Raw genomic sequence first — 12482 nt, forward strand, 5'->3', positions numbered from 1 at the left:
CGCCACACCACACCCTGAAAGGATAAGACCATGAAGACCATCATCTCCGCAGCCCTGATCTCGCTTGCAGCCGGCTCAGCCGCTTTCGCCGCCGTCCAGCCGATCCCGGGCTCGATCACCTATGACAACGCCAATGTTCAGCTGGAAAAGGCACCTGCCGGTTCGACCTTCTTCCACACCTTCTCCAACGGTGACGGCCGTGACGTCCGCGAAGTCTACAAGGTCAACGCCGACAAGTCGGTGACCCTCGTCAGCCGCGCCGTTTCGAACGCTTCCTGATTTCTCGATCGGACCGTTGCCAGAACCCCGGAGCATGCTCCGGGGTTTTTGCGTTTTCCGGCCCTGTCCAAACTTGGTCGTTCCCCATCTCCGGGGCCGTGTCTATTGTCGGGCATCCAAAAAGGAACCCCAGATGCGCGCACGACTGATCCTACTTTCCCTCACCCTCTCTCTCACCGCGACGGCCTCTGCCCTCGCGAAGGAGAACCGCTGCGGCTGGATCCAGAACCCCACACCGGGCAACTACTGGCTCGATGATGGCGAAGGGTCATGGATGCTGATGGCTCAAGGCTCCGAGCAGGAGCCTCTCGGCATGGAGAACATGCCCGACTTCACAGCCGGTGATTTCGTCCAGACCAATGGCTATTACGGCTATGCCTGCGGCTGCATCCAGGCAGAAACCGAGCGGACCGACGAATTCGGCGACGGTTTTGTCGGCCGGATCACCGCGATCTATGGGGTAAAGCAGCTGCCGATCAGCCAGTGCCGCGCAGACAAAGCCCTTCGCGACCCGGAATGATCTAGCGCGCGTAGTCGACCGGGACGGCAAGACCGTGTTTGAGCATTTCCATCGAGATGGATGCCGAGACATCAAACAGTTCGACCCGTTTGACCAGCCGCCGATAGACCACGTCATAGTGTTCGACGCGGGGCAGCACCATCTTCAGGATATAGTCGTAATGGCCCGTCAAACGGTGTGCCTCGACAATCTCGGAGATATCGCTGATCGCGCGGCGAAACGCCTCGATCCAGTCATCGGCGTGATGCGCTGTCTTTACGAGCGCATAAACGGTGGTGGGCACGCCGCATTTCTCACGGTCGAGCACCACAATGCGCCGTGCAATATAACCCTGTTCTTCCAGCTTCTGGATTCTTCGCGAGCAGGCAGAGGTGGAAAGCGCCACGCGCTCGGCGAGATCGGCAATGGCCATCGAGGCATCCCGCTGCAGCAACTCCAGGATCTTCCTGTCTCTTTCATCAATCACGCCGATTCCGCCTACCAATGGAACGAACTGCACAAATTTTCTGCGTGAAAATTTCGAATTGCGCCCCCTAAACGGCGTCAAGCTGCGCCAACGCGAGCAAATTTGCAACCCGTTCTCGCCGGAAAAGCGCCATCATGACCGGGTCACAACGAGGGAGATGGCACATGAAGACGATTGGCTTGATTGGCGGGATGAGCTTCGAGAGTTCCGCAGTCTATTATCGCCAGGTCAACGAAGCTGTCCGGAGCCGCTTAGGCGGGCTCGCCTCCGCCGAAGTGATGATGCATTCGGTGAATTTCGAGGAGATCGTCGCCCTGCAGAAGGCCGGCCGTTGGGATCTTGCGGCCAAGCGGCTCGGCGACGTGGCGGTCGGCCTCGAAAAGGCCGGGGCGGCCTGCGTGCTGATCTGCACCAACACCATGCACTTGGTGGCCGACGAGGTCGAGGCCCGCCTCGGCGTTCCCCTGATCAACATCATCGACGAAACCGCTCAAGCGCTGAAGGCGTCGGGAGCAAAACGTCCGCTGCTCCTCGCCACCCGCTACACGATGGAGCACGCCTTCTATGCCGAGCGCATGCGCCGCCACGGTGTCGATATCATGGTGCCCGATGACGATGGTCGCAGCGCCACCCATGCCATCATCTTCGAGGAGCTTTGCGCTGGTCACGTGCTGGACAGTTCACGCCAACGCCTGACCGCCATCATCGAAAAGGCGAAGGCCGATGGCGCTGACAGCGTCATCCTCGGCTGCACCGAGATCTGCCTCATCCTTGATCCCGATGCTCTCCCGCTGCCCGGCTACGACTCGACCACGATCCACGCCCAGGCGGCCATTGATTTTGCGCTTGAGGCTGCAAGAGGCATAAAAGCCGCCTGATATGAACGATGCGGCGCGGGCCGGCGCTTAGATCGTCTGGCCGCAGGCCCGGCAGAAACGCCGCACCGTCTCCGCCATGCCGTATTCCAAAGCGTCAGCGGTCAGCCCATGGCCAATGGAGACTTCCGCCAGATGTGCAATCCGATGGACGAGCGCCGGCAGATTGGCGACGGTGAGGTCGTGGCCGGCATTCACCTCCAGACCTTCGGCCTTGGCGGCATCGGCCGTCAGCCCGAGCCGTTCGATCTCGCGACGCGCCGCGTCCGGATCGTCGAAACACCCGCCATAGGGGCCCGTATAGAGCTCGACCCGGTCGGCACCCGTCGCCTTCGCCAACCGCATCCGGTCTGCCCGGCCGTCGCCGTCGACAAAAAGCGAGACCCGCATCCCGCGGCTGCGCAACCGCGCGACAACACGCGTCAGGAACGCCTGATGAAGTTCCAGATCCCAGCCGTGGTCCGATGTGGCCTGGGAAGGGTCATCGGGAACCAGCGTCACCTGCTCCGGCTCGGTCGCCTCGCAGAGCGCCAGGAAGTCCTCACTCGGATATCCCTCGATATTGAACTCAGCGGCCGGGAACTCATCGTCAATCAGCGCACGCAGCACCGGCAGATCGGTAAAACGGATATGCCGCTCGTCAGGACGGGGATGCACCGTGAGCCCGCTGGCGCCCGATTGCAATGCAATCCGCCCCAGATGCGCAACGCTCGGCCAGGGTAGATCGCGTCGATTGCGCAGCATGGCGATGGCGTTGAGGTTCACGGAAAGCTTGGCGGGCATGGCTTTGTTCCAGGGACGGCAATGATGTGGGCGCAGATGTAGGACATCCGGGACCAGAAGGCCAACCAGAATTGCAGATGGACCGATCGGCGCGGCTGATGGGTGGTTATCCCTGAAAAACCGCCTTCCCCCCTAGACTTTAGGGTATTGACCCGCGCACGGTTTCCATTAGTCAGCTTAATCATTGTGACGGATCGCACAAACCGAACCTCCGCCAAGGCGATGGAGGTGAGGCACCGGCACGGTTTGGAGCAGGAATGACGAGCGGATTGAGGATCGACAAAGGAGTGGTCGCGGAAGCCTTGCAAAAGGTTCTCCGAAGCCGAACCTTCGCGCGCTCCGAGCGGCTGCGTTGTTTTCTCAAATTCGTTGTCGAAATGGAGCAGCTCGGTCTCGCCCATCAGCTGAAGGGCTACACGATCGGCATCGATGTCTTCAGCCGGGACGAGGGCTTTGACCCGGGCACGGATCCGCTGGTCCGTGTCCAGGCCGGCAAATTGCGCAAGCTCTTGAACCTCTTTTATGCCGAAGAGGGTCGAGACGAACCCTTGCGCATTCGCATTCCGCTAGGCGGCTATGTACCGATCTACGAATGGGCGGGCGCACAACGGGCGAGCAAGGTCGAGACCATCGGCGCAGACCTTCAGGATCTCGCAACCGTGGCACGTCGGGTCAGGGTCGACTCGACAGGATTGATACGGGGACTGCCGCGGCTTTATTTTGCCGCTGTGGCAGGCGCCACCGATGACGGCTCGATCTTTCTGAATGCAATCCGGCTGTGGGAGCACAGGCTGTGGGCGGTCAGCATTGCCGCCGCCGGCGAAAGACCGCCGTCGACCGATGAAACGGCCGACCCGTTGCATTTCGAAATTGCGGCCCGGGTGCGTGACGATGCGACGCTGGCCATAAGCCTGCGCCACATGCGCTCCGGCAGGGAGCTGCTCGGCGAGGAAATCACAATCTCAGCCTTCGGCGACATCTTGAAGCTCGGCGCCGCCGCCAATGAATTCGCCGGCGCGAACCTGACCATTCCGGGTCGTATCTATCGCTTCTGCCATGAAAATGGCCTCTCTTCGAACGCGATGCTGTGCCTCGATGCCACCTATCGCTACAGCCTGGACAGGTCGGATGCCGCGTACATGCGTGCACGCCGCCACCAGCAGGAATGGCCTGGCCTTGAAAATGCCAGCGATGTGTTGGTCGAAATCCCGCATTTGCTCGCTCTCACCTGCAGCCACGGCTGATCCGGCCCACACGCCCTCGACGGCATCACCGAGCGTTACCGTCCTTCCGACAAAGTTATTTTAACATTCGCGAATATATCGTGTAGATTGAATATATGGCAGCGAATCCGTCGCCGGATTCGCGCTGCGAAAGAAAAGGAGCAGGACTGAAAAAACGGCGGGACACGCTCGCTCAAAGGGCGGACCGCAGATGTGACATGGAGGGGACATGCCGAACGGACCACACCATCTGCAACCCATTTCAAAGTTATCCGCCCGCAAGCGGCACGAGATCATTCTTCCGGACATCATGGCCGGCCAAGACATGCCGAAAGACCCCGTCCCAATTGCCGACATGGCCGAGCGCTTCGGGGTTACACATCGCACGCTGCATTTTTATGAGGAAAAAGGGCTGATCGAGGCCAGCCGGATTGGCCTGATGCGCGTCTATCAGCACGGCGATGTTGCCCGCATGGCTGTGATCAACCTCTGCCGCGAGATCGGCATGCCGGTCTCGGTCATACAGGACCTCTTCGAACTGTTGGCCTCGGCCAAGTCCAAGGCCGAAGCCAACCTGATTTTCGAAGAAGCTCTCGCGACCCGTCGGCGCGAACTTGCGGCAGGCCTCTCCATCGTGCATCGGCAACTGCAGCAGGTGAACGCCCTCCTCGAGAACGAGGATGTGTCAGGCCTGCGCCGGGCGCCAAAACGCGTCAGTCCGGAACTCACGGAGCCTGAGCGCTGCTGCCTGCAACTGATGGCGGAAGGTTATACCACCATACGGATTGCTCGCACGCTGGAGATGAAGGTATCGGAGGTGGAGGAGATAGAGCAGCAGATCGTTACGAAAGTCGGCGCACAAAACCGGTTCCAGGCCGTGGCCAAAGCCGTGCTGCTCGGCATCGTCGTCAGTTGACGCTTCAGCTTATCCTTCGCCAAAAGTGGAGACTTTGTAAGGGGACCCGCGGTTTTGAATGCCGTAGAAGCGAAAGGTCATCAACGTTTACTGCAGGTCCGTCATGCCCGCCTTTCTCGCACGCTATGCCACCCCGTTCACCACCGGCCTCTTTCTCGTATCCCTGATTTCGGGCATCGCGCTGTTCTTCCACTACGGGACAGCTGCCTTCCGCGAGATGCATGAATGGCTGAGCATGGTGCTGATCCTGCCCTTCGTCCTGCATGTCTGGAAGAACTGGCGGCCGTTTCTCGCCTATTTCAAGCGCCTGCCCATGGCGCTGTCGCTCGGCGTCTGTCTGGTCGCGGGCCTCGTCTTTGCTTGGCCGGCCATGACGGGCTCGGCAAGCGGCGCAGGCGGCAATCCGGCCTTTGCCATGATCAACGTGGTCGCCGCGGGCACGCCGGGTCAGGTTGCCCCACTGCTCGGGAAAACAGAAGCCGAAGTTGTCGATGCGTTGAAGCAGGGCGGCTTTACGGCAGCGGATGGCGCCAAGCCGCTGGCCGAAATCGCAACGGCCTCTGGCAAGGACACGATGGAACTGATGGCGACGCTGACCGCCCTCAAGGCGAAGTGAGCTTTGTCACGAGCGCTCACCTGACGATGGTGAGCGTCTCCGCGGCGCGAGTGACGGCGGTATAGAGCCAGCGCTCGCGCGTATCCCGGAACGCCCAGCTCTCGTCGAACAACACGACGTCGTTCCACTGCGAACCCTGAGCCTTGTGTACGGTCAGCGCATAACCGTAATCGAACTCGTCGTAACGCTTGCGCGTCGACCACGGCACTTCGGTCTCGATGTCCTCGAAGGCTGCCTTCAGAAGCTTGATCTTCGCCGCCCCGCGATCCATGTCATCGTCTTCTGGCTTGATCAGGAGATTGATGCCGGGCTTCACCGTCTCGCGCGACGAGGTCATGACCTGCCAGAGCGAGCCGTTGAGCAGGCCCTTCACCTGATCGTTCCTCAGGCACACCAGCTTGTCACCGGCCTGGGGATAGTCGGCGGTAAAGCCTTTCAGCTCCCGGAGGCGCATGTTGTAGCGCCGCCGCGTCTTGTTGGTCCCGACGAGCACCTGATCGGCCCCGAGCACGAGATCCTGCGTCACCTCGTTCTTCGAGATCACCCGGGCCGTCGTGCCGTAATCGCCATACATGATCTCCTTGCCCTCGCGGATATGCATCGCGAGCTGGATGATCGGATTGTCGCGCGCCTGGCGATGGATCTCGGTGAGCAGATAGTCCGGCTCCTGGTCGGTAAAGAAACCGCCGCCGGAGACGGGAGGAAGCTGGCCGGGATCGCCGAGCACCAGGATCGGCGTACCGAAGCTCATCAGGTCGCGGCCGAGCGCCTCGTCGACCATCGAGCATTCGTCGATGACGATCAGTGCGGCCTTGGCGACCGGACTCTGGCGGTTGATCGAGAACATCGGCGCAATCGAGGTCTTGCCGGTCTCCTCGTCCTCCACCGCCTCCTCGCCGCGCGGGCGGTATATCAGCGAATGAATGGTCTTGGCATTGGAGGCACCACGCGAGCGCAGGACCTGCGCTGCCTTGCCGGTAAAAGCCGCAAACAGCACGTCGCCGTCGACATGCTCGGCAAAGTGCTTGGCCAGCGTCGTCTTGCCCGTACCCGCATAGCCGAACAGCCGGAAGACGGGAGATTTCCCCTCCTTCAGCCATTTTGATACGGCCTTGAGGGCCTCGTCTTGCTGGGGCGCGAATTGCATGGCCTAGGTCATGCGCGGATTCGTAGGCCCGATGCAAGGCCAAAGCCGGGGAAATCAGAACAAATCGTGGACATCAACCTCTGAGCGGGTCGTTTGAAAGCTCGATCGGCGCACCATGCGGCGTCGCCTCCGCCGCCCGCTGCCAGCTTTCGCGCAAGGCCTCGACGGTGTCGCGATCGGCCAGCCCCTTGCGCTCCAGAAGTCCCGCCAAGGCCGCTACCCAGGCGTCGAAATAGTCGGATCCGTCTGCGGCCCGCTCCGGCCGATGCACTTCGGCGGACAGGCTCTCCGCCCATTCCGCCCAGCTGAACACGCCGCGCGCATGCAGATGCACGGTCATGGCGAAGGCCTGCGCCTGCCAGGGTTCGGCAAAAACGGGCGCCCCTTCGGGCGAACGCGGCAAGCCCGGCGATGCCGTAAGATCGGTCACCGTGTCACACACGCTCAAGATAGCTCTCCCAGGCATCGATTGAGACGGTCAGCGTCGGATCGGCAGCCTCGCCCCATATCTCATCTCCCGTGAAAACGACCGTATAGACCCATTGCGGGTTTTCACCCCGTCCATGGGCATTATCATCAGGGAAAACGAAGCCGCCCTGCACCGCCTCCACGACACCCGTCTTCGCCCGTGCATAGCGGGGCAGCCGTGTATGGCCGGTCGGATGGAAATTCTTCGTGCGCACACGGTCACCGATGGCAAACTTCGGCCCTGTCTCGACGGGGCGGTCACAAGGCCCGCCACGGGCCAGCACGCCTTCGACCATATCGGCCTTCAACACGCGCTTTGGCGCGCGTCCCGGCTCCAGGTGCCGACCTGTTGCCAGTTCCTCAGGCGTGGCAAAACCATGCCGCTCAAGCAGCATGTCGACACCGCGGATCCAGACCTCGTAATAGCTCGCCGCCAGATAGCTGGCAGGTGGAATGCTTTCACGCGCATGCCGGCTCTCGTCAATCGACCAGGCGCCGAAAGCCCCGCAGGAGAGCGTGATACCAAGCGCCCGCTTTTCCCATTCGGCATGAAAGTAAGGTTCGTCCTTCTCCGGTGCGACCGGACCGAAGCCCATCTGCCCGCCAAGATCATGCGGCCCGTTCATCGCAAACCCTCCGGAGCAAGCGCCAGACCGGTACCGATCATCGAATCGCGCGTCACGAGATCGGCGAGCGCCTCTTCGTCGAGCGCCTCGGTTCCGGCGGGTCGTAAGGGCACGACGAGATACCGCAGCTCCGCCGTCGAATCCCAGACGCGGATCCGCATCTCCTCCGGCAGGCTCACGCCGAATTCGGCGAGCACACCGCGCGGATCGATCACCGCCCGCGAACGATAGGCCGGTGCCTTGTACCAGACCGGCGGCAGGCCGAGCACCGACCACGGGTAACAGGAGCACAGCGTGCAGACGACGAGATTGTGGGTGTCGGGTGTGTTGAAGACAGCCCGCATATGCTCGCCCTGCCGCCCGGTATAACCGAGGCTGGCGATCGCTTCCGTCGCATCGCGCCTCAGCCAGTCGGCGAATGCGGGATCCGCCCAGGCCTTGGCCACGACCCGCGCGCCATTTCTCGGGCCCACCTTCGTCTCGTAGGTCTCGACGATCGCGTCGATCGCATCAGGATCGATCAAGCCCTTTTCGGTCAGAAGTGTTTCGAGCGCCTTCACCCGCGCCTGCATGTCCGAATACTGGTTGTCGTGGTGGTGATCATGGCCATGATGATGGTGATGATCGTCGTGGTCGTGATGATGGCCGGACATCGGGCATTCCTATTTCAGCATTGGCCAGAGGCTGAGCACGAGCAGCACAGCCATGGTGATATTGAACCATTTGAGCCGCACCGGCACCGACAGCCACTCCCGAAGCGCCGAACCGAAACCCGCCCAGGTCGAGACACTCGGCACGTTCACGGCAGCAAACACCAGCGCGACGATCGTGACTGTCAAAGCATATTGCTCCGGATTGGGATAGACCGCCATGGCCGTCACCGCCATGACCCAGGCTTTCGGATTGACCCATTGAAAGGCGGCAGCGCCGAGAAACGTCATCGGTCGCGCCTTGGCCTCCCCCTCGCCCATCGACCGCGACGAGCCGATCTTCCAGGCGATCCACAGGAGGTAAAGACCGCCTGCGACCTTGAGCGCGATGAAGGCCGGCGGATAGGCATGCAGCACCGCGCCAAGGCCCATGCCGACACCGATCAAGAGGGAGAGGAAGCCGGCACCGATGCCGAGCATATGCGGCACCGTCCGCCGGAAGCCGAAATTCACGCCCGACGCAAACAGCATCATGTTGTTCGGCCCCGGCGTGATCGAGGTCGCAAAGGCAAACAAGACGAGCGCAAGAAGCGTATCGGCCGACATGTGTATTCCTCCCGAATTTTTATGTCAGCCTAACTGTCCTTTGGATCTATGCCATCCGCATTCTTGTTACGGTGACACGAAGACAACAGCGCTTTGTCCTTGCCTCGCGGGGCCGCCTCGCTATCCTTCGCGCATCCCGCCCGAAGGAGGATCACCATGCATGACACCATCCCCATCGTTACTCTGCCGGGCGGCGAGGAGATCCCGACGCTCGGCTTCGGCACCTGGATGATGGGCGAAACGAAATCCGAGGCCAAGGCGGAAGTCGATGCCGTCAGGCTGGCGCTTGATCTCGGCATGACGGTGATCGACACGGCCGAGATGTATGGCGATGGCGGCGCCGAACGCATTGTCGGCGAAGCGCTGAAGGATCGACGCGAAGACGCCTTTCTCGTCTCCAAGGTCCTGCCCTGGAATGCGAGCTACGACGGCACGATCAAGGCCTGCCATGCCAGCCTCGACCGTCTCGGCACCGACCATCTCGATCTCTATCTCCTGCACTGGCGCGGTGAACACCCACTCGAAGACACGGTCGCGGCGATGGAAGAGCTGAAAGCTGCGGGCCGCATCCGCGCCTGGGGCGTCTCGAATTTCGACCTGGATGACATGGAGGAGCTGTTCTCCGTGGCCGATGGCGAAAACTGCGCCGTCAATCAGGTCCTCTACAATCTCTCCCGCCGCGGCATCGAATTCGATCTCCTGCCCTGGTGCCAGGAGCACGGCATCCCGATCATGGCCTATTCACCGATCGAACAGGGCCGCATCCTCCACCATCCCGAACTCATTCACATCGCCAAGGCCTATCAGGCGACCCCGGCACAGGTTGCCCTTGCCTTCCTGCTGGAGCGTGACGGCGTCATACCGATCCCCAAAACCTCCAACATTCGCCGTCTGCACGAGAATCGTGACGCGGTGGATCTCGAAATCTCCGACGAGGACTGGGCCCGCCTCGACGTTGCCTTCCCGCCACCGGCGCGCAAAATGCCGCTGGAAATGATCTGATCTCGACCGGCCCGGCGGAAAGTGAAGGCATGACCATCCTCGTTCTCGGCGCGACCGGCTTCATCGGCCAGCAGGTTTTGCTCACGCTCAGCCAGGCCGGCCACCCGGTCACCGGCCTCGGCCGCGACACCAGGCAGGCCAGCGCCCGTTTTCCCACTGCAACCTGGATCGCCCGCGATCTCCGCACGCTCCGCCAAGCAGCGGACTGGCCTCCGCTCCTGGATGGCGCTACCGCCGTGATCAACTGCGCCGGCGCCCTGCAGGACGGGTTGCGCGACGATCTCGTGGCCGTGCAGAAGGACGCCATGCTCGCCCTGCAACAGGCAGCCGCCACGCGCGCAACGCCGCCACTGATCATCCAGATCTCGGCACCCGAAAACCTGGCGAGCGCCGGCACCCCCTTCATGACGACCAAGCTGGAGGCCGACCGCGCGCTCGCGGCCTCTAGCCTCCCGCATGTCATCCTGCGTCCGACAGTCGTGGTCGGACGCAATACCTATGGCGGCACCGCCCTGCTCCGCGCCATCGCATCTTTCCCCGGCGTCCTGCCGCTGGTGGACGCCGAAAGCCCGATGAATACAGTCCACTTGCACGACGTTGCACAAGCTGTGCTCGACGCCGTCGAGGGCCGCATCGCGCCTGGGTCCGATCTGGTGCTCGCAGGCGAACCGACCCGCAGTGTCGAGGAGATGGCACGCCTTTACCGCCGGTGGCTCGGCCTTGCCGATGCACCCGTCATCCGCTTGCCTTCAGGCGTTGCTCGACCTCTCTCACTTGCCGCCGATCTCGCCGGGCGCCTCGGCTGGCGCTCACCCTTGCGCTCCACCGCGATCCGCATCAGCGGCATCGGCGTGGCACCGGACAAAGCCCGCCCGACCCTGACCGCGCCCGACCCGACGCTCAGGCTGGCAACGGAGCCCGCCGCCGCGCAGGACCTCTGGTTCGCCCGTCTCTACCTCCTGAAGCCATTGATGATCCTGACGCTCTCGCTGTTCTGGATCGTCTCAGGTCTGGTGCCGCTCCTTGATCCCGTGACCACGTCGCTGCGCTTCGGCGTCAGCATGGCGGCCGGCATGGCGGTGACAGTCACCATCCTCACGTCCCTGCTCGACATCGCGCTCGGCCTGGCAATCCTCGTCCAGCCCTGGGCAAAACGGGCCATGCTCGGCATGATCACCGTGTCGCTCGCCTATCTCGCCGGCGGAACCCTGATCGAACCGACCCTCTGGCTCGATCCACTGGGACCGCTGGTCAAGGTCCTGCCCTCGATCCTGCTGACACTCGCAACCCTTGCTGTCCTGGAGGAGCGCTGAGATGCTCGAAGAGGTCCTGCGCTTCGTGCACGTGATCGGGGCGACCGTACTCTTCGGCACGGGCGCGGGCATCGCCTTCTTCATGCTGCTGGCGCACAGGACCGGCAATCCGTCACAGATCGCCCATGTCGCCGGAACGGTGGTGATTGCCGATACGATCTTCACCGCGACCGCCGCCATCCTGCAGCCGATCACCGGTGCTTGGCTGGCTTACGAAATCGGCTGGCCGCTGATGTCGAGCTGGGTGCTTCTGTCTCTGATCCTTTATGTCGTGGTCGGCCTCTTCTGGCTGCCCGTCGTCTGGATCCAGATCCGGCTGCGCGATCTCGCACGGGAGGCAGCCACCACCAGCACTCCGCTCCCGCCCCGCTATCACAGGCTTTTCCGCATCTGGTTTGCCTGCGGCTTTCCCGCCTTTTTCTCGGTCATGGCCATCCTCTGGCTCATGCTCAACAAGCCCGAGGTCCCGATCGGCTTCTGAGCATCGCAAAATCACGATCTATCCACAGGCCCTGCATTTCCGGCACTTTACCACAGCCCCTCAGGAAATTAGGAGATTGCCTAATTCGAGAATTGCGGCGAGAGAGCCGCATTGCTGAGGGACGACATGGCAAAGCGCGGAAAAACCGAAGTACATCCGGCAATGGACAAGATCTCGTCCCGCGTCTTTCACGCGCTCGCCTCAGATCCGCGGCGAATGATGCTGGTGCATCTGTCACAGTCGACCCTGACCGCTGGCGAAATCGCCGCCCGCTTCGACATGGCCAAGCCCTCGATCTCCCAGCATCTCTCGATCCTCGAAAACGCCGAACTGATCGAAGGCGAGAAGAAGGGCCAGTACATCCACTACAGCCTGAGACCCGCAGCCCTGCGTCACGCACTGACTGCCATGTTGACCACGACCCAAGTCGACGGCGAAATGGTCGAGGCGGCGACATCCGAGGAACCGGTAGCCAAGGCGAAGAAGCCCACAAGGAAGAAGGCCGATCCGG

General features: G+C 62.1%; 16 protein-coding genes and 1 pseudogene. 10 read left to right on the forward strand and 7 right to left on the reverse strand.

What is annotated here, in order from left to right; translation table 11 throughout:
- Positions 1 to 30: 30 nt before the first annotated feature.
- Positions 31 to 279 (forward strand): hypothetical protein, encoded by a 249-nt coding sequence (locus ACT53S_RS08560; RefSeq protein WP_476066666.1) that lies wholly within the window; start codon positions 31 to 33, stop codon positions 277 to 279.
- A gap of 133 nt (positions 280 to 412) precedes the next feature.
- Positions 413 to 799: a DUF4087 domain-containing protein gene (locus tag ACT53S_RS08565; RefSeq protein ID WP_476066667.1), complete on the forward strand. Its 387-nt coding sequence runs from the start codon at positions 413 to 415 to the stop codon at positions 797 to 799.
- 1 nt (position 800) lies between these two features.
- Here the strand turns inward: ACT53S_RS08565 and ACT53S_RS08570 are convergent, their stop codons facing one another.
- Positions 801 to 1265: an Lrp/AsnC family transcriptional regulator gene (locus ACT53S_RS08570; protein ID WP_476066668.1), complete on the reverse strand. Its 465-nt coding sequence runs from the start codon at positions 1263 to 1265 to the stop codon at positions 801 to 803.
- Between the two features lie 164 nt (positions 1266 to 1429).
- On the opposite strand from ACT53S_RS08570, the gene ACT53S_RS08575 reads away from it, so the two are divergent.
- Positions 1430 to 2143 (forward strand): aspartate/glutamate racemase family protein, encoded by a 714-nt coding sequence (locus tag ACT53S_RS08575; RefSeq protein ID WP_476066669.1) that lies wholly within the window; start codon positions 1430 to 1432, stop codon positions 2141 to 2143.
- Positions 2144 to 2170: 27 nt separating this feature from the next.
- On the opposite strand, the gene ACT53S_RS08580 is transcribed toward ACT53S_RS08575, so the two are convergent.
- Positions 2171 to 2923, reverse strand: coding sequence for a pyridoxine 5'-phosphate synthase (locus ACT53S_RS08580; protein ID WP_476066670.1), 753 nt, complete (start codon positions 2921 to 2923; stop codon positions 2171 to 2173).
- A 257-nt stretch (positions 2924 to 3180) separates the two neighbouring features.
- Here ACT53S_RS08580 and ACT53S_RS08585 point away from each other — a divergent pair, with 257 nt between their 5' ends.
- The 3 genes from ACT53S_RS08585 to ACT53S_RS08595 all read left to right on the forward strand — a co-directional run bounded on the left by ACT53S_RS08585 (position 3181) and on the right by ACT53S_RS08595 (position 5678).
- Complete coding sequence (locus ACT53S_RS08585) at positions 3181 to 4167, forward strand: hypothetical protein (RefSeq protein WP_476066671.1); 987 nt, start codon at positions 3181 to 3183, stop codon at positions 4165 to 4167.
- A 208-nt stretch (positions 4168 to 4375) separates the two neighbouring features.
- Positions 4376 to 5062 carry a MerR family transcriptional regulator gene (locus tag ACT53S_RS08590; protein ID WP_476066672.1) on the forward strand — a complete coding sequence of 229 codons (687 nt, stop codon included), beginning with the start codon at positions 4376 to 4378 and terminating at the stop codon, positions 5060 to 5062.
- Positions 5063 to 5165: 103 nt separating this feature from the next.
- Positions 5166 to 5678 (forward strand): DUF4405 domain-containing protein, encoded by a 513-nt coding sequence (locus ACT53S_RS08595; RefSeq protein ID WP_476066673.1) that lies wholly within the window; start codon positions 5166 to 5168, stop codon positions 5676 to 5678.
- Positions 5679 to 5694: 16 nt separating this feature from the next.
- On the opposite strand, the gene ACT53S_RS08600 is transcribed toward ACT53S_RS08595, so the two are convergent.
- The 5 genes from ACT53S_RS08600 to ACT53S_RS08620 form a co-directional block, all read right to left on the reverse strand.
- Positions 5695 to 6825 (reverse strand): ATP-dependent DNA helicase, encoded by a 1131-nt coding sequence (locus tag ACT53S_RS08600; protein ID WP_476066674.1) that lies wholly within the window; start codon positions 6823 to 6825, stop codon positions 5695 to 5697.
- A gap of 73 nt (positions 6826 to 6898) precedes the next feature.
- Positions 6899 to 7273: a nitrile hydratase accessory protein gene (locus tag ACT53S_RS08605; RefSeq protein WP_476066675.1), complete on the reverse strand. Its 375-nt coding sequence runs from the start codon at positions 7271 to 7273 to the stop codon at positions 6899 to 6901.
- Complete coding sequence (nthB, locus tag ACT53S_RS08610; protein WP_476066676.1) at positions 7260 to 7919, reverse strand: nitrile hydratase subunit beta; 660 nt, start codon at positions 7917 to 7919, stop codon at positions 7260 to 7262. Before nthB ends, ACT53S_RS08605 begins: the two co-directional genes overlap by 14 nt.
- Entirely contained in the window at positions 7916 to 8572 is a 657-nt protein-coding gene (gene nthA / locus ACT53S_RS08615) for a nitrile hydratase subunit alpha (RefSeq protein WP_476066677.1), read from the reverse strand. Before nthA ends, nthB begins: the two co-directional genes overlap by 4 nt.
- A gap of 9 nt (positions 8573 to 8581) precedes the next feature.
- Positions 8582 to 9175, reverse strand: a complete 594-nt coding sequence (locus ACT53S_RS08620) for a LysE family translocator (RefSeq protein ID WP_476066678.1) — start codon at positions 9173 to 9175, stop codon at positions 8582 to 8584.
- A 156-nt stretch (positions 9176 to 9331) separates the two neighbouring features.
- Between ACT53S_RS08620 and ACT53S_RS08625 the strand changes: the two genes are divergently transcribed.
- The 4 genes and pseudogenes from ACT53S_RS08625 to ACT53S_RS08640 form a co-directional block, all read left to right on the forward strand.
- Positions 9332 to 10177, forward strand: a complete 846-nt coding sequence (locus ACT53S_RS08625; RefSeq protein WP_476066679.1) for an aldo/keto reductase — start codon at positions 9332 to 9334, stop codon at positions 10175 to 10177.
- A 29-nt stretch (positions 10178 to 10206) separates the two neighbouring features.
- A complete protein-coding gene (locus ACT53S_RS08630) occupies positions 10207 to 11490 on the forward strand; it encodes an SDR family oxidoreductase (RefSeq protein WP_476066680.1) in 1284 nt (427 codons plus the stop codon).
- A 1-nt stretch (position 11491) separates the two neighbouring features.
- Complete coding sequence (locus tag ACT53S_RS08635) at positions 11492 to 11971, forward strand: DUF2269 family protein (protein ID WP_476066681.1); 480 nt, start codon at positions 11492 to 11494, stop codon at positions 11969 to 11971.
- A 126-nt stretch (positions 11972 to 12097) separates the two neighbouring features.
- A pseudogene (locus tag ACT53S_RS08640) lies at positions 12098 to 12373 on the forward strand (metalloregulator ArsR/SmtB family transcription factor); the annotation flags it as partial.
- Between the last annotated feature and the right edge of the window lie 109 nt (positions 12374 to 12482).

The sequence above is a fragment of the Allorhizobium sp. DMC15 genome, assembly GCF_056314065.1.

What these genes read in the sequence shown, in the direction of transcription:
- ACT53S_RS08565 (WP_476066667.1), top strand. Translation starts at nt 413, where the DNA reads ATGCGCGCACGACTGATCCTACTTTCCCTCACCCTCTCTCTCACCGCG.
- ACT53S_RS08580 (WP_476066670.1), bottom strand. Translation starts at nt 2,923, where the DNA reads ATGCCCGCCAAGCTTTCCGTGAACCTCAACGCCATCGCCATGCTGCGC.
- ACT53S_RS08590 (WP_476066672.1), top strand. Translation starts at nt 4,376, where the DNA reads ATGCCGAACGGACCACACCATCTGCAACCCATTTCAAAGTTATCCGCC.
- nthB (WP_476066676.1), bottom strand. Translation starts at nt 7,919, where the DNA reads ATGAACGGGCCGCATGATCTTGGCGGGCAGATGGGCTTCGGTCCGGTC.
- ACT53S_RS08600 (WP_476066674.1), bottom strand. Translation starts at nt 6,825, where the DNA reads ATGCAATTCGCGCCCCAGCAAGACGAGGCCCTCAAGGCCGTATCAAAA.
- ACT53S_RS08585 (WP_476066671.1), top strand. Translation starts at nt 3,181, where the DNA reads ATGACGAGCGGATTGAGGATCGACAAAGGAGTGGTCGCGGAAGCCTTG.
- ACT53S_RS08575 (WP_476066669.1), top strand. Translation starts at nt 1,430, where the DNA reads ATGAAGACGATTGGCTTGATTGGCGGGATGAGCTTCGAGAGTTCCGCA.
- ACT53S_RS08620 (WP_476066678.1), bottom strand. Translation starts at nt 9,175, where the DNA reads ATGTCGGCCGATACGCTTCTTGCGCTCGTCTTGTTTGCCTTTGCGACC.
- ACT53S_RS08635 (WP_476066681.1), top strand. Translation starts at nt 11,492, where the DNA reads ATGCTCGAAGAGGTCCTGCGCTTCGTGCACGTGATCGGGGCGACCGTA.
- ACT53S_RS08595 (WP_476066673.1), top strand. Translation starts at nt 5,166, where the DNA reads ATGCCCGCCTTTCTCGCACGCTATGCCACCCCGTTCACCACCGGCCTC.
- ACT53S_RS08630 (WP_476066680.1), top strand. Translation starts at nt 10,207, where the DNA reads ATGACCATCCTCGTTCTCGGCGCGACCGGCTTCATCGGCCAGCAGGTT.
- ACT53S_RS08560 (WP_476066666.1), top strand. Translation starts at nt 31, where the DNA reads ATGAAGACCATCATCTCCGCAGCCCTGATCTCGCTTGCAGCCGGCTCA.
- ACT53S_RS08625 (WP_476066679.1), top strand. Translation starts at nt 9,332, where the DNA reads ATGCATGACACCATCCCCATCGTTACTCTGCCGGGCGGCGAGGAGATC.
- nthA (WP_476066677.1), bottom strand. Translation starts at nt 8,572, where the DNA reads ATGTCCGGCCATCATCACGACCACGACGATCATCACCATCATCATGGC.